The sequence below is a fragment of the Prochlorococcus sp. MIT 1341 genome, from assembly GCF_034092415.1.
Taxonomy (GTDB): Bacteria; Cyanobacteriota; Cyanobacteriia; order PCC-6307; family Cyanobiaceae; genus AG-363-P08.
In genome coordinates, this window is sequence record NZ_CP139304.1 from 825861 (window position 1) to 842847 (window position 16987).

At 41.0% G+C, this 16987-nt stretch carries 8 protein-coding genes; 6 read left to right on the top strand and 2 right to left on the bottom strand.

What is annotated here, in order from left to right:
* Positions 1-77 precede the first annotated feature (77 nt).
* Positions 78-2492 (top strand): UvrD-helicase domain-containing protein, encoded by a 2415-nt coding sequence (locus tag SOI84_RS04260; RefSeq protein ID WP_320675164.1) that lies wholly within the window; start codon positions 78-80, stop codon positions 2490-2492.
* A 50-nt stretch (positions 2493-2542) separates the two neighbouring features.
* On the top strand, positions 2543-3805 hold the full coding sequence (locus SOI84_RS04265) for a CCA tRNA nucleotidyltransferase (protein ID WP_320675165.1): 1263 nt from the start codon (positions 2543-2545) through the stop codon (positions 3803-3805).
* Positions 3806-3876: 71 nt separating this feature from the next.
* On the opposite strand, the gene selD is transcribed toward SOI84_RS04265, so the two are convergent.
* Positions 3877-6072, bottom strand: coding sequence for a selenide, water dikinase SelD (gene selD / locus SOI84_RS04270; protein ID WP_320675166.1), 2196 nt, complete (start codon positions 6070-6072; stop codon positions 3877-3879).
* Between the two features lie 166 nt (positions 6073-6238).
* Here selD and SOI84_RS04275 point away from each other — a divergent pair, with 166 nt between their 5' ends.
* Genes SOI84_RS04275 through SOI84_RS04290 form a run of 4 tightly spaced genes read left to right on the top strand, consistent with a single transcriptional unit; the run spans position 6239 to position 16439 of the window.
* The gene (locus SOI84_RS04275; protein WP_320675167.1) at positions 6239-7540 is read left to right on the top strand and encodes an MFS transporter; all 1302 of its coding nucleotides are present in this window, start codon (positions 6239-6241) and stop codon (positions 7538-7540) included.
* 15 nt (positions 7541-7555) lie between these two features.
* Positions 7556-8677: an MGDG synthase family glycosyltransferase gene (locus tag SOI84_RS04280; protein ID WP_320675168.1), complete on the top strand. Its 1122-nt coding sequence runs from the start codon at positions 7556-7558 to the stop codon at positions 8675-8677.
* On the top strand, positions 8677-15261 hold the full coding sequence (locus SOI84_RS04285) for a thioester reductase domain-containing protein (protein ID WP_320675169.1): 6585 nt from the start codon (positions 8677-8679) through the stop codon (positions 15259-15261). Before SOI84_RS04280 ends, SOI84_RS04285 begins: the two co-directional genes overlap by 1 nt.
* Positions 15258-16439 carry a glycosyltransferase family 2 protein gene (locus SOI84_RS04290; protein ID WP_320675170.1) on the top strand — a complete coding sequence of 394 codons (1182 nt, stop codon included), beginning with the start codon at positions 15258-15260 and terminating at the stop codon, positions 16437-16439. Before SOI84_RS04285 ends, SOI84_RS04290 begins: the two co-directional genes overlap by 4 nt.
* On the opposite strand, the gene SOI84_RS04295 is transcribed toward SOI84_RS04290, so the two are convergent.
* The gene (locus SOI84_RS04295) at positions 16411-16977 is read right to left on the bottom strand and encodes an SRPBCC family protein (RefSeq protein ID WP_320675171.1); all 567 of its coding nucleotides are present in this window, start codon (positions 16975-16977) and stop codon (positions 16411-16413) included. The genes SOI84_RS04290 and SOI84_RS04295 overlap by 29 nt on opposite strands.
* Positions 16978-16987: the final 10 nt, after the last annotated feature.

Below are 16987 nucleotides of genomic sequence, written 5' to 3' on the forward strand. Positions count from 1 at the left end.
CAACACTTAGTCTGACAAAATTTGGAGTAAGGCTAAGTATTCAAGAAGTTTTTACCGAGCGGAGATATCCTTCATCGATGACCTTTATGGATGGCTTAAACAGTGCTCAACAACAAGCAGTGGATCACGTAGAGGGTCCACTGCTTGTTGTTGCTGGTGCAGGTAGTGGCAAGACAAGAGCTCTAACGCATCGAATTGCACATCTAATAAGCCACCACTGTGTTGATCCAAGCAACATCCTGGCAGTCACCTTTACCAACAAGGCTGCTCGAGAAATGAAAGAGAGACTTGAGATACTGCTAGCCAAAAAGGTAGCTTTTGATCAATATGCTCAGCCATTCAGCACTCTGGAGATGGGGCAACAAAGAGACCTAAGGACAAGAATTTATCGTGAAATAACTAAAGATTTATGGATTGGCACTTTTCATGCTCTTTTTTCTCGCTTGCTAAGGTTTGACATTGATAAATTAGAAGATAGTGACGGACTTAAATGGACCAGACAGTTTTCGATCTATGACGACAAGGATTCTCAAAACCTAATTAAAGAGATTATTACTCAGGATTTGCAATTAGACCCAAAAAGGTTTGAGCCTAAAAAAATTAAGTGGGTAATTGGTAATGCAAAGAATCAGGGTTGGTCGCCAGATAGGCTTGAGACAGAAAGCGAAGGCCATCGAGGGAAAATTGTCACCGAAATCTATAGGCTTTATCGCAAGGCGCTAGCAGCAAATAATGCTCTTGATTTTGACGACCTTCTTTTACTTCCTGTACAGTTACTTCAACAAAATGATCAGATAAGAACTTATTGGCATACAAGATTTAAGCATCTATTAGTAGATGAATACCAAGATACAAATCGAACACAATATGAACTTATAAGGCTTCTTAGTACAAACAATACTTTACCAGAGACCTACAGGAACTGGAGCAATCGCTCTATCTTTGTAGTCGGAGATGCTGACCAAAGCATTTACAGCTTTCGAGCTGCAGACTTCACAATCCTAATGGACTTTCAGAAAGACTTTGGCGATAGTCAGCCAGATTCAGTTACGAAAACAATGGTTAAATTAGAAGAGAATTATCGCTCAACTGCAACAATCTTAGATGCTGCAAATGCATTGATTAGCAATAATACAGAACGGATAGACAAAGTACTAAGAGCAACGCGCGGAGAAGGAGACCTGATAAGCATAACTAGATGTGATGATGAGATTGCAGAAGGTGAAGCAGTAATCCATAGGTTAAAAATTCTTCAATCAAATCACCCCCAGTTGAACTGGAGAGACATGACTATCCTTTATCGAACAAATGCACAATCACGCTCCATAGAGGAATCTTTAGTTCGCTGGAGCATCCCATATGTAGTCGTCGGAGGGCTGCGTTTTTACGACAGAAGAGAAATTAAAGACATCCTTGCATATTTAAAACTGCTAATAAATCCTTCAGATACGATTAGCTTGATACGTGTGATCAATACACCAAGAAGAGGAATTGGCAAAACAACTATTCAAAGATTAACTGATGCTGCGAATCAACTATCAATACCACTTTGGGATATTGTAAGTGACCCTGAAGCAGTAAGATCTTTAGGAGGAAGGTCAGCCAAAAGTCTATTACAGTTCTGCGAGTTAATTAATTCTCTAAAACAACAAATTCATATATTAAAAACTCATGAGCTGATTCAATATACAATTGAGCAAAGTGGTTATTTAAGCGAACTTATCGCAGAGGCAACAGAAGAATCTGAAGAAAGAAGACGAAATCTACAAGAATTAATCAACGCTGCTATTCAGCATCAAGAAGAAAATGACGAAGCAACAATTGAAAGCTTCCTTGCTTCAGCTGCACTTTCTAGCGATGCCGATGACAAAGATATTGCAAGTGATCGTGTCACCCTAATGACATTACATAGTAGTAAAGGATTGGAATTTCCTGTTGTATCCATTGTGGGCATGGAACAAGGCCTTTTCCCAAGTTATCGCTCTTTGGACAACCCCTCATCACTAGAAGAGGAAAGAAGACTTTGTTACGTGGGAATAACAAGAGCGAAGGAGAAATTGTTCCTTTTTCATGCATCTGAAAGACGCCTATGGGGAGGGATGAGAGAGCCAGCTGTTCCCTCTTTATTTCTATCGGAGCTTCCTGAAAGTCTCTTAAAAGGTGATTTACCACAAAGCGGAGGCGCTTCTCTCCGAAGAGGTAATCGATTGGAAAGGTTAACAAGAGTTGATCGCAAAGAAAATTTGCAAGCCCTTTCGGATGGGGTGGGGAGTACACCCTTGAATGCTGTACGAAAAGTTCATTCAGGACCATCCCCTGGGAAGTCATGGGAAGTAGGTGATCGAGTTATACATTCGAGTTTCGGTTTAGGCGAAATAACTCATACCTTTGGGAGTGGTCAAAAAACATCTATTGCAGTCAAATTCAAAGGCATGGGCCCAAAAATCCTCGATCCAAGGCTTGCACCAATACAACCCGCTGGCAACATTTAAGTAAATGTCTAAAAGCTCTTTGAGAATGCAACATACAGGTTTTTAAGTTCATGACAAATACGAAGGCTCAATCACACTCTGAAGAAGACTTTCCAGACATGCCAAGTGACATAAGAAAAGTATTTATTCAAGCTGCAGTGGAAGCAAATATCCAACGAATTGCATTAGTAGGTGGCGCAGTAAGAGATTGGCTCTTAAAAGACAAGATTCAGCTTGATTTCTCAAATAAAACCGATCTAGATATAGTTGTCGAGGGATCTGCTGAGGTTTTCGTCGCATCATTAGAAAAAAAATTAGATGCTAGTAGACTAAAAAATATAAAATCAAGCCACACATATGACTCTATTAAGCTCACAATCGATGAAACCATTATAGACATTTCTAGCTCTCGAGAGGAAACTTACTCTGCGCCAGGCGAAAACCCCATCGTTAAGCCTTGTTGCTTAGAAAAGGACCTACTTCGAAGAGACTTTAGTGTTAATGCAATAGCCATTGAACTATGCAAAAAGGAAATACTTAAGCTGGAAGGAAGCCTGGTGGATTTAAGCTCTAAAAAACTGAGCTTCCTACATAATAAAAGTGTAGAAGAAGACCCTACAAGAATCATTAGGGCCGCAAGATATGCCGCAAGATTGGGATTCACCTTATCTGAAGATTCTCTAAATCAAATACGCTCTACATTGCAAAATTGGCCATGGCTTTGGGAGCTTGGAGACAACCCAAAGAATGCACCACCCGCTCTATCAACACGACTCAAAATGGAGCTAAATCTAATGTTCAAGAATGAGCCCTGGCAAGAAAGTTTAAACCAATTAAGGAGTTGGGGAGCCCTCAAGCTACTGGACGAGAAGTTAAATGATCTTGAAGAGTTAAATGATCAAATTGAATTAGGTAATACCCTAGGGCTTAATGAACTGACAATTCTCATAGCAAAATCAGGTGAATGCTTATTTATTGCAGAGCGTCTTTTTCTACCAGACAAACAATGTCGAATCCTACAAGAAAGTGTTGAACTTCAAGAACTTCTAAGTTCAAAAAAGATCTATAACGAGTTTCATTCATGGTTACCTTCTATGTGGTGCAAAGTTGTTGAGGAGAGAAATCTCCTTCCTGACTCGATAGCTTTAACCGCTTGTTTAATGGTTCAAGCAAGAAGCTATCTATTAGATTGGTTGAGATATTGGCGAAAAGTCAAGCCAATGATATCTGCAGAGAAACTGCAAGACCAGGGCATAAAGAAAGGTCCAAAGCTAGGCGCCGAATTAAGGAGTCTCAGACTTAAGGAAGTAGACAGGATTTACGCTAGGAAATAAATCAAAAGGAAACTTCTAGGAAGGCTAGAGAGGGTTGTTGAAGGAACCATTTATGTAAAGCATTTTAAAGTTTAAACGTAGAAGACGTTCCCAATTTTATGCCAATTGCCCTTCACTAAAAGTGCATCAGCAAAATCTTCTTCACAGCTAATCATTAATGGACCACATGTCTGGGGGTCAACTATCAGCTCCTTTATAGCCTTATGCATAGAACTTTCTGGAGTGATTTTACCTAAAACCAAGCTAACTAATCCTGACTGATCAATTCGCGGGGAAAGTAATGACCAAAAAGAGCGGTTAGCAGGAGCTAAAGAACTACAATAGCCTGCCTGAAGAAGATCAAGTGCACCAGGTAGAGAAGGTATTTTCTCAGCATTAATATGCACTCTAATGGATGAATTATCCCCTGACAGTCTTAATTTCCTAGACGTTATATCTAGCATCTCACCTAAATGCCCTAACAGTCCAAATCCCGTGACATCAGTGCAAGCATGAACTGGGTTTGGTGTTAAATATTGTTCTTGAAAAGATCTCAACTCCATAAACAAATGATATTGACTAAATGAAAGCTGTTTCGAAGCAAAATCAAGGTGGCTTGGAGCTGCTTTACCAAACATCTCTGCTGCAAAAAGGACTCCTGTACCTAATGGCCTGCTTATTAGCAATGCATCTCCATGTTGAATCAATCCTTTTTTTAATTTCGCCATTCCAGATGTTAATTTCCCATTAACACTAAGAGCCACCTCTAAGCCTAAACTTATAATTTTTGGAGGTATACTTCGTACCTCATAAGTATGTCCTCCAATTAATTTAGCTCCCTGGGGTTTAAGAGCTGACTGAATGCCTTGAAGAGTCTGTGAAAGTAATTCCTGCTGAACTTCCTTTGAGGCTGAAGGCAATCCAATCAAGGCCTGTGCAGACACGACTTCTGCACCACTCGCCCATAAATCTGAACTTGCATGCAAAGCTGTAATTCTTCCATTTAGCCAACTATCAGAAACCAAAGCGGGAAATCCATCGACACTCTGAAAAAGTTCACCTCCTTGAGAATCTGGATCTATCTCAACTGCATCCTCAGGATCACTTCCCAAGCTAGAAAGGCCCGCCTGATGCAAAGCAGCTTTTAAAGGACTTGATGCAAGTTTTGAAGCACAACCTCTACATTCCATAATCTCAAAACTCATTGAAGAATCAAAAGTCTTTCTCAACCGACCATCAAAAAGAGACATAAAGTGAAGATCTATTGTTTTTTTTAGCCACCACAAAAATCGACTCGGTCCGACAACAAACCCTCCCCACATAGCTATCGCAGAAGAACTATTAAGGCCCTTTTGAAAACCAATCAATTTCAAGGCATCTTTTTGAGGCTCCCATTCTTTTAATTGACGCCCCCTCAACAAAAGCTTGAGATTAATCCCAAGAGGCTTCGCAGATCTAACTGCCCAAACCCCTGAGGGGGGCCTAGGAGAAGATCTAATTACAGCACAATCTCCTACTGCAAACACACTGGACTCAGTTATCGACTGAAGAGTTTTAGAAGTAAAAACCCTTCCCAAAGGGTCAACAGAAAGGCCACTCAACGCAAGCCAGCCTGGAGACTTGCTTCCTGTGCACAACAAAGCCGAACTTTCTAGTGGCTGATTAGAAGAGACAAGCTCTATTGATGAATCTTTAAGGACTTTTTGAAAAGTATTGGAGAGGCTCGAAGGATATGCACTTAGGTAAAGCTTGCGAGAGGGCCAGCGGCGTCTCAAAGCCAACACAACCTCAACCCCAGCCAAACCAGCTCCGACAACAGTAAACCCTGTCCGCGTATCAGCAGACACATAACGATCCTGTTCCCTCAACCAATCCAATGCATTTTCCAAAGGCTTTATAGGTACGACCTCAAAAGGTCCAGACTTCAATTCAGCCTCCTCAGGTCTCTTTATTTCAGCGCCAACATCAAGGCTAAGAATATTAAATTCTTTTGGAGGCCTATCAGCTAATAGAACTTTTTTCCTGACAAGGTCCAATCCAATGATTTCTGCAATGACTAAAGCGACGCCACTTTTTCGCGCTAAGAACCTGAGATCTATCTCAAGCTGTTTTTTCGAATAATGACCAGAGATCAAGCCAGGGATCATTCCAGAATAAAGAGTCGTACTTCCCCTATTGATGAGAGTGATCTCAGCGAGAGGACGCAACTTGGGATTCATAGCCCATTGCCTTAACAACAAGACATGGCTATGTCCCCCACCAGCTAAAACAATCTTTTCATTCCTCATGGTTGAACCTCTGAAAGCACTTAAAGAATTGAGAAATCACACCTAGAGCTTTTACAAAGTTATTCCCTAGAAGCCTCAAAAGCTTTCCTACATACAGCTAATCTGACAAATAACTTTTTGGATATCCTGTTACCTCAATTCCTTGAGAATGAGGAATAATTCCTTAATGCCATTAACAAAAACAAAAGCAAACAAGACCTTTTTTTACCTTTGGTTAGCGCAGTTAATATCTAATCTTGGGACTCAAACAACCCTTTATGGAATAGGTCTATGGCTTTTTTCAAACACCCAACAATTAACTGACTTCGCCTTAGTGGCTTTTGCTGTCCAATTAGCAAGAATAATTGTTTTACCTCTAATAGGAAACCAAATTTCTGCCTGGCCTAGAAGACAGGTAATGCTCATCTCGAACTGCATTGGAGCTCTATGTACTCTTGGGTTTGCAATGGTGCTTCTTCAAAGTGAAGACATCCCTCTTTTGGCACCTCTTCTTCTTCTTCAAGGGCTTGCTGCAATGGCAGAAGCCACATTAATCCTGAGTTTCTCAAGTCTTATTCCTGCTCTAATAATCAATAAGCAGTCTCTAATCAAAGCTAACGGCCTTTTCGCAAGCACAGATAGTGTTGTACTTGCAATAGCGCCATTCCTTGGAAGCTGGCTAGCCGGAACAATTGGCTTAGAAGGGGTTCTCAGCCTGGATGCTTGCAGTTTTATCCTCGCTTTTATATGCGTTCTTGCCGCACCATGGTCCACTCAACTAAATAATCCATCAGGCTTATCAAAACCCTGGAGAGGTCTTCATCTAATTAATCATTGGGAAACAATCAAGGAATTGTGGAGGGCCAGTCCCCTCAGCCAAATTGCTCTGACCATTAGTACCTGCGTAGCTTTCTCCTATGCCGCAACCGAAATACTTTTCCCAGCCTGGGTTGCTGTGACCTATGGCCCAAAAAGAATGGCTCTAGTCATTCTTGCAGCCATTCTGGGATACCTCCTAGGCCTTCTTGCCTGGCAGACCCAAATAGGAAACTACTGGAAAGGAATATGGCAAAAAATGATTTACATCCAAGCCTTAATCCTTATGGGGGCAGGATTACAGATTTTTGAGTCAACAACTCTCATCTGGTTTGCAGGTGTTTTCATCTTCAGCGGTGGCATACCTATAGTTATGTCTTCAATCCAGCAAATATGGAGTCATATAGCTCTCCCAAAAGACCTCCCACGTTTTTTTGCCATTAGATACGCATTTGAATGGTCAGCAAGATTAATTGCTTTCATTACTGTCTCGATAGGGGTAGATCAATTAATTCAACCTGTCCTACTTTCGGCTAATTTGCCTCCCTGGATAAAATTATCTTTAGGCACAGGAGAGGGAAGAGCTATCGCAGTAGCGCTTGGGGCAATGGGATGGGTACTATTTCTATCCGGAATCAGCCAAAAAAAGAACTTGCGTTCAACTTTTAGGTAAATCATTCAATCATCTATGCGAGTTCTAATTCTTACTTCAAGTGGAGGTACTGCACATGACGCGGCAGCCTATTCAATAAAAAATTGGTTATTGAAGTGGGACCCTGATGGCTCAGCATCTGTGGAGCATTTACTTGAAAAAGCAAGCCTCGTTATGAGAGCAAGCGTAAATCTCTACAACTGGATTCAAAAACACTGGCCATGGCTTCATAAAATTTATTGGCGATTGGTGGAATTCGAAGATCTCGTAAAACCTTCCACCGTTTTGTTTGGCAGAAGCTATTTCATACGCTTACTAAAACATTTTCGCCCAGAAGTCATTATTTCAACCCATCCACATATAAATCGAGGTCACTTTGATCTCGCAAAGAGAATTCTTGGAGAGTCATTGAGATGTATAACATGTTGCACTGAACTGGATGGCGGCTTCGGTTTCAGTAGGAACTGGGTATCCCAAAGAACCGACAGCTTCTGGGCATTGACACAAGAGGTCAAAAGCGAAGTGATACATCGAGGCATCTCGCCCAATCGAGTAGAAGTATTAGGTCCATTATTTGACCCTGCTTTTGAGTCAGTATTAGAACAATCAACTAATAAATCTGCCAAGGAAAACCCTCTACCCCTAATCGTTCTCGGGGCCGGAGCAAATGGATCTAACAACCACTTGCATTTACTAAATGCACTTCTTCCTCTTTCTGGTCGAATTCGCATAGTTGCATTATGTGGGAAACGAAAAAGTTCCAAAAAAAGAATTGATGCTTGGCATTCTGTTCACCCAGAGATTGCAGTTGAAGCTGTTGACTTTCAGAGTCCAGAACAGATGGCAATTCTCTACAAAAAAGCTTGGGTCATGGTCGCTAGGCCAGGCGCTAGAACTGCCACTGAAGCTATAGCCTCAGGATGTGTACTGATCTTCAACGGGTTTGGAAGCACCATGCCTCAGGAGTTACTTGCAAGGTATTACTTCTCGTCTAGAGGTATAGACATTTCCATCAATAAACCTGAAGATCTAATGGGAATACTTAGTCAATGGCTCGAAGACCCCAAACAGCATAGGCTTATTGAAGAAACCTACAACTGCAACCAACTAAAAGGAAACCTTGATGGCATTAAAAAGTTGATACTGGGGATGGCTTGATGCCTTTGCAAGATCCCATCGCAATAATTGGCATTGGATGCAACCTTCCTGGTGGGATCCAATCACCAGATCAATTCTGGGAAGTCCTTCGTGATGGGAAGGATGCAATTAGACAAATCCCTAATGAAAGATGGGATCTTGACTTTCACTTCAACCCAGACCCCAAAAAACCTCTTACCCAGCATGTGCGAAAGGGTGGTTTCATTGAGGATATCGATCTGTTTGACCCAGGTTTTTTTGGAATCACACCAAGGGAAGCCATATGCATGGACCCTCAGCAACGCCTTTTGCTCGAAGTGTCCTGGCGTTCTATTGAGGATGCTGGTGTCCCAATCGACAAAATTAGAGGGCAATCTGTTGGAGTATTTGTTGGCATCTCAAGTGCTGACTACAGCTCCCTACTTTGGGCTTCCAGTGAGGACTATCTCACTCCTGACAATGAACCCTTTATTCTTCCAGGTAACACAGGATGTATTGCTGCCAACAGGCTTTCCTATTTTTTAGATCTAAAAGGACCAAGCTTCACAGTTGATACTGCTTGTTCCTCTTCTTTAGTTGCAGTGCATCTAGCCTGTGAGAGTCTCCAAAAAGGCGAATCAGAACTAGCAATTGCTGGCGGAGTCCAAGCACTTCTCCATCCAGGAATACAAATGAGTTTTTGTAAGGCAGGCTTACTCTCCCCTGAGGGCCGATGCAAAAGCTTTGATTCTGAAGCAAATGGATATGTTCGCTCTGAAGGAGCAGGAGTAGTGCTCTTAAAACCTCTAAAAACTGCTTTAAGAGATGGTGATCAGATTCATGCTTTGATTGAAGGTACCGCAATCAACTCAGATGGACGCAGTCAGGGCCTAGCCGCACCAAGCCAACGTTCTCAATCTAATTGTGTTCGCAAGGCCTACGAAAGTGCGGGTTTAGCACCAAATCAAACCCAATATGTTGAAGCCCATGGGACGGGGACACGTCAAGGCGACCCTATTGAGCTAAGAGCTTTAGGTAGCGTTCTAAGGGAAGGTAGACCTAATAACCAACCATGTCGAATAGGCTCAGTCAAAACAAACCTTGGTCATGGCGAAACTGCTGCAGGAATAACAGGTCTTATCAAAACCGTACTTTGTTTAAAAGAAAGGAAAATACCCGCGAGCTTACATTTTCACAAACCAAACCCCTCTATAGATTTTGAAAAACTTGGTTTAAAAGTTCAAACTAAGCTTGAATCATTTCCGAATCCTAAAAGCAAATTAATCGCAGGAGTGAGCTCCTTTGGGTTTGGGGGAACAAATGCTCATGCGGTTTTAAGTGAATCCCCTAAAACAAAAAATTTACTAATAAATAACCACGATGAAAAGGTAGAGCCCCCAATATATTTCCTCTGCATTTCTGCAAGAACAACTAAAGCGCTTGAGATTCTGAGAAAAGAATATGTTTTTCTCTTAAAGAATAACCCTTTATTAAGTATCAATGACGTCGCGGCAAGCACACATCTTGGGAGAAGTATGTTCCCTCATAGATTGATCGCAATAGGAACAAATCGAGATGAGTTAGTTTCTCAACTTGAACTTCAAGAAGAGCCAGCCTGGAATGGAGAAACGTCACTTGTAAGCTCTAGTACAAGCAAAAGCAATGAACCTCTTGAAAAAATAACTCTTGGCTTATCTGGTGAAGAAGGGAAAAAGAAGCTCAAAAAATTAGCCCTGGAAATTGGAAAAGGTGAAAAATTTGACTGGAAAATCTTTCACCATCCATTCCCTCACAAACGCGTGAATGTTCCTGGTCATCCATTCATAAAACAACGTTATTGGTGGAATAAACCAGAAAATGAAAAGAGCAAATCAAGTCTTTGGCTGGATCATATAGGTAAAACAAATAAAAAGGCATCAAGTGTAAATAAGGAACGAATCTTACAATTTGAACAACTTGAACTCCCTGGCTCATCTGAACATTTCCATGCAGAATTAAATCCTATCGAGATCTTAGATTTAGGCGACCATTTAGTTCGTGATTGGGTGGTTTTCCCTGCTGCAGGATATATTGCATTGGCACTTGATCTAAAACGAGAAAGGAATCAAGAGTCTTTTCTTTCTGATTTTGTTTTAGATACTCCCCTTAGAATTCAAGACAAATCCAGCACCTTACAGGCTGTATTAGAAGGAGGTAAAATGAGCTTTTACAGTAAAGATTTAGGGAAGAAAACATGGCTAAAACATGGCGAACTAATTCTTAAAGATAGAGGGAATCAAAGATTTAATAATATTGTTCTGCAAGACAAGGTGGCTAATTCTTTTTCGGACATTGAATCTATTTCCACAAAATCTTTCTATGAAAGCTTGTCCACCATTGGTCTTAACTATGGAAAACTTTATCAGCCAATCAAATCGCTACGCTCCAGGCCTTATCAAGCATGGGTAGAAATAGAAAGGCCAAATAGTGCTCCAGACAGATGCCTAATAGATGGCTGTTTTCAAGCAGTTGCAGCTTGTTTAGATGTTAGAGAAACAAATGGTCAATTATTTCTTCCAGTTGGTCTGAAAAATCTTGAGTTCACAGAATGGCCTTTACCAGACAAGTTCAATTGCAATATCTTATTGCATCCACCCCAGGACCACAATTCAACAATAATAGCTGATTTAGAATTAGAGAAAGAAGGTAAATGCATCGGCAAACTAGTTGGTCTAAAGCTAAGAAGACTAACCCGATCAGTGCTAGACCTTCTATTCCCAAAGAAAGAGTCCTCAAAAATCAAGCCAAGTTTATTACACTCTAAATGGTCACCAATAAGCATTCAAAAAGACAAAAAGCCAACATTCAACAATAATCAGATAATTGTAATTGGACCAGATAAGTCTCGAATTGAAAATTTAAATTGTTGGGCCAATGTTGAAGACCTATCCCTCAATAGAATACCTCTTAGAGCTGAATTATCACAGGTTCATACACCCCTTATCTTATGGCCAAGAATCACAAAAGAAAATCCAGAGAATTTGCTGAATATACTCTTAAAAGTTTTTAAATCCCTATCAAATGATCACCAAGAGCCTATTTTACTTGTTTTAGAAGGTGATTCCCCAACAACAAGTTCCCTAAAAGCTTTCCAACGCTCCGTGATGCTTGAACGCCCAGACTGGAAATTGACAACCTTGCATCTACCCTCTGAATTAGATCAACATCCAAAACCTGAAGACTGGGGAGAAATCTTCTTAGCAAGCGAAAAATTTTCCGAAATCTCTTACTTAAATGGCGTCCTAAATAGCCCACATTTAGAAGTAGTAGAAAATGAGAGGTTCCAAATAAGAACTGATGGGACTGGGCGTTTAGAAGGTCTACATCGCAAGGCAATGCCTCCCACAGAACTATTGCCAGGTGAAGTTGAAATAGCTGTTGAAGCGACTGGCCTTAACTTTCGAGATGTACTCAATTCCCTAGGATTACTAAAGGATCATGCAGCTTCGCTTGGAATAGACGACCAAACCCGTTTGCCATTTGGAGGGGAAGCTGTTGGGAAGATAGTGGATATTGGCCCTAATTTATCCAGCGAACTTATTGGGCAAAGAGTTGTTGCAGCCCTAACAATTGGCAGCCTCGCGAGTCATGTCATTTCAAGAGAAGAGCTTTGCATACCTATGCCCCCAGGCATGAGTGCAGAAGAAGGAGCAAGCTTTTCAACTGCTTTTCTGACAGCTGCATATGGCCTAGAAAAGCTTGCAAAATTAGAACCCAACCAAACCGTTCTTATACATTCCGCGGCGGGAGGGGTCGGTCAAGCAGCAATGCAAATAGCAAAACGTTCCGGAGCAAAAATTTTTGCCACCGCCTCTGCTGGCAAGCAAAACCTAATCAAGGAACAAGGCGTAGAAGGAGTATTTGATTCAAGAACTCTAGATTTTGCTGATCAGATTTTGGATTGCACTAATGGTGTTGGCGTAGATGTAGTACTTAATAGTCTTAAAGGAGAATGGGTTGATGCCAGTTTCAAGTGCCTAAAAAAGGGAGGAAAGTTCTTAGAACTTGGCAAGATTGATATCTGGAGCGATGCACAAGCAAAGGAGAAAAGACCAGACGCCAAATATCTTCCTTTTGATTTACTGGAAGTTGCTACCGCTGAACCATTGAAGATAAGAAGTCTTCTTCTCAGAATTAGCAAAGAAATATCTACTGGTTCGTTGCAAAATATACCATCTAAAGCTTGGCATATAAATGAATTCAAAGATGCTTTCAAGCACATGGCTCAAGCAAGGCATATAGGTAAGGTTGTAATCAAACAACCGATACAACCTGAACAAATTTCCATCAAAGAAAATGCAACCTATTTAATAACTGGTGCTTTAGGCGGCATTGGGTTGAAACTTCTTAAATGGGTTACATCCCAGGGAGCAAAATCATTAATTTTAGTTGGTCGTTCATTTAAAGACCCTAAAGAAGATGCTCAGAGAGTGTTAAAAGAGCTGAGGGGTAAAGGGGTTAAATATACTTGCATCGCTTATGACCTTTCAGAAACAAAAAATTCTACAACTTCTCAAGAACTTAAAAGGACGATCAATCTCCTCCCTAATACTAAACCTTTACGTGGCATTTTTCATACCGCAGGCCTACTCCGCGATGGTCTTCTATCAACGATTGATGAGGATTGTATTAAATCAACTATGGATCCAAAACTTCAAGGATGGAAATTATTTGAAAGCCTAATAAAGAAAGAGTCTGATTTAGATTTTATTATTGGGTTCTCTTCTATAGCAGCTTTACTTGGTTCCCCAGGGCAAGCAGCATATGCAGCCGCAAATGGTGCCATAGAAGGATATTGCAAAAGAGAGTCTTCATCTCCAATCAGACTTGCAATCCAATGGGGACCTTGGTCAAACACAGGGATGGCAAAGGGGTTAGAAAGTCGTTTTGAAAAAATAGGTATGAAAATGATTGCCCCAGAAGATGCTTTTGAGTCACTAAATAGACTTCTAAAAAGAGGAGAAGGAGGGGTGATCTCTGTCGCAGATAATGACTGGCAAATGCTTGCATCTCAAGCATTACCAAGGCAAAAAGATTGGTTTAATGACTTGCTTGAAAAGATCGGGCCATCACCTTCTGAGCGCCTTTGGAAGAAGTTGAAAGCACTGCCAAAATCTCAGCATCAATTGATTCTAATGCAGGAGTTACGAGAAAGATTGGCAAGAGTAATGGCAGCAGAATCTGATTCGGAAGATTTACTAGAGGCCTCTTCTATTGATTCAAGTGAATCTCTCTTTAACCTTGGGCTTGATTCATTAATGGCAGTTGAATATGCAGCTGTAGTTCAAACAGAACTTGGGATTCGACTTGATCTTGAAGCTCTTGCAGATGACCCCACCCTTGATGCACTTGCCGAACTTGGGCTCAAACAATTAACACCTAAACAGGGTCAATCCCATAATGAATCTTTAAATCTTGAGCAGGAGGCAAAGCTAGATAAAGACTGGTCCTGCCCTTCTCTAAATCCAAGTCTTTGTCCCGGCAACTCAATATTCCTAACAGGGGCATCTGGCTTCCTGGGTGCATACTTATTAGCAGGACAACTTAAACGTTGGGAGGATCTCAATGTACGCTGTCTGGTAAGAGCAAAGACCGTTGAAATTGCTCTTGAGAGAATAAAGAAAAACTTATATTTTTATGGTCTCTGGGAACCAAGTTGGGAGAGGAGAATAAAACCAATACTTGGTGATTTATCACTCTCAAGATTTGGGCTTGAAGAAGAACATTTCAAAAAATTATCAAATAAAATTGGAGGAATCCTTCATAACGGTGCGCAACTTAGTCAAATGGCACCTTATGCGCAGTTGACAGCTGCCAATGTAGGAGGAACCCGAGAAATATTAAACCTAGCGACTATCTCTAACCCTATTCGCTTAGAGCATGTTTCGAGTGTTTCTGTTTTCGAAGGAGCTGCCTATAGAAATCGTGAAATAGATGAGTGTGACGACCTTAACTGCTGCGAGGGCATTCATATTGGTTATTCACAAACTAAATGGGTTAGCGAGAGGCTTGTAACTCAGGCAGGTCGACTTGGATTACCAATAAGCATTTACCGTCCACCATTAATAGGGGGACATTCCATCACCGGTCACTGGCATGAAGGGGATCTTCTGCAAAGACTTTTACAAGGTTGCTTAGCATTAGGACAAGCTCCTCAGCTTGCTTGGGAATTGGATCTTGTCCCTGTCGATTACGTTGCTGACTCCATAAGTGCTCTTGCTTGGAATAAAGAAACTGCCGGGAATTGTTTTCACCTACAACATCCACGTCCTTTAATGCTCAATGATCTTTTGACAAAGCTCATATCGGACGGCGCACCTTTACAGCAAGTGCCTATGAAGGAATGGCTTCAGGCAATTTCAGAGGATACGAACAATCCGCTTAATCCTCTTAAGGCTTTCTTCCAACAACGCTGGGGGCCAGAACAACTCACATATCCGGAGTTAAATGCATTGGGCGTAAGAGCTCGCCCAAGTTGCAAACTAACCATCTCCGCCTTAGAGAAGAAAAATATCCACTGCCCAGATTTTGAAGACCTTATTGATACTTGGGCTGCCTCACTTCTGAAAAGTTCAGTAGCAGCTTGACACTCAGGGATCTTCTACCACTACTTTTTGCTGTGGTTATTGCCACTCAAGTCATTTTAGTGGCATTTTTCAAATTCAAAATCAAACAACTGCAAAGAGGGAAAACTTTTCGCGCGGGAGAACCTTATCAACTATGGCCAGAAGTTGAAGTTGTTTTGTGCTTACGAGGAGCAGATAAGACACTTCCTGGAATGCTCAATTCTCTTTCTAAGCAAAACTATCCCGGGCTATGGCGCCTAAAAATTGTAGTGGACTCTGCATCAGACCATGCATGGGCAATCGTTCAAGAAATGATTGATTCTGAAGGTAAAAACAACCAAAAAACTTCTTCATGGGCTGAAGCAATTGTTGAAGTTCTCGAAGAAAAGGAAACAAAAGGTTCCCTCAAATGTGCATCTATTAGGCAAGCTTTTAAAGGACTTCACCCTAATTCAAAGGTGGTTGCATTAGTCGATTCAGATGCAGTTGTACCGTCAGATTGGCTAAAAACATTAGTTTATGAATGCTGCCAGGAAAATATTGGAGCTGTATCTGGAAACAGATGGTACGAGCCGACTAGAAATACACTTTCTGCGTGCACTAGAAAAGTTTGGAATGCAGGAGCCCTGGTAATGATGACAATTTTTAAAATCCCCTGGGGAGGCTCACTTGCTGTAAAAAGAGAATTAATCAATTCTGATCTTTGGGTAAACCTTCTTGAAAGCTCTCTCTGTGAAGACACATGCCTACACAAACCACTCAAAGAACTAAACTTAGAATATAGGTTTATCCCCGAACTTTTAATTATTGACCGTAGTTATGACATAACTATGCCAGGATTAGCGAAATGGCTTTCTCGTCAGGTTCTCACAGTACGTCTTCATCACCCTGCATGGCCACTTATCATGATTCATGGCCTTGGAACAACATTAGTACTTGTTTTAGGGTTATTTTCCGGGACATGGTTTTCATTGATAGTATATGAATTATCTTGCCTTTTATTGTTAGGCTGGATTGAAGTAATAGCCAGAAATAAAACGCCTAAATCTACAAGAAATTTTGCTTTTTCACTTATAGCGGGACAATTAATCAATGGCTGGTCAACTTTAATGGCTCTTGTTGCAAAAGAAGTAGAGTGGCGTGGAATTAATTACAAGATAACCCTAAACCCTAAAGGGGTTGAGAGATTGCAGGACTAACCATTAACTCATATAGAATTTTCATAGACTGATTCAAGTTTGTTTCGCTAAGCTCACGAAAAACAGGTTTAAAAACTTCTGGAATCTCTGGGTCAATATCAATACTATGGCTCACCATTGTCCCTCCATCAATAGGCTTCAATTTCCATTTACCTCTCAGTGATCGAATAAGATCCCCCTTCAATAATTTATATTCAATCATTTTTTTTGGGGTTTCTTTAACATGAATCAAAGCTGAAATCTCCAAACCAAAAGTGTAGGGTGCTTGATAAGTCTGAGATAATCTAAGGGAGTGTCCATTCCGAAAAATAATTTTCACCTTTTTGATATCTGGCATTTGTATTGCTGTGCTTTCATAACCTGTCAAAACCTCCCATGCTCTATTAAGTTCAACAGGAACGGTGATTGTGGAGGTTGTCACTCCTGAGAGTCTTGTTAACTCAGGCTGGTTACTTTGACTTTGTGCAAAAACTAAGCCGATCGGAGCGGACACACCTACTATCAGACCTAATAAAACAGCTCTACTTGATTTCCCCATTCGACATTGC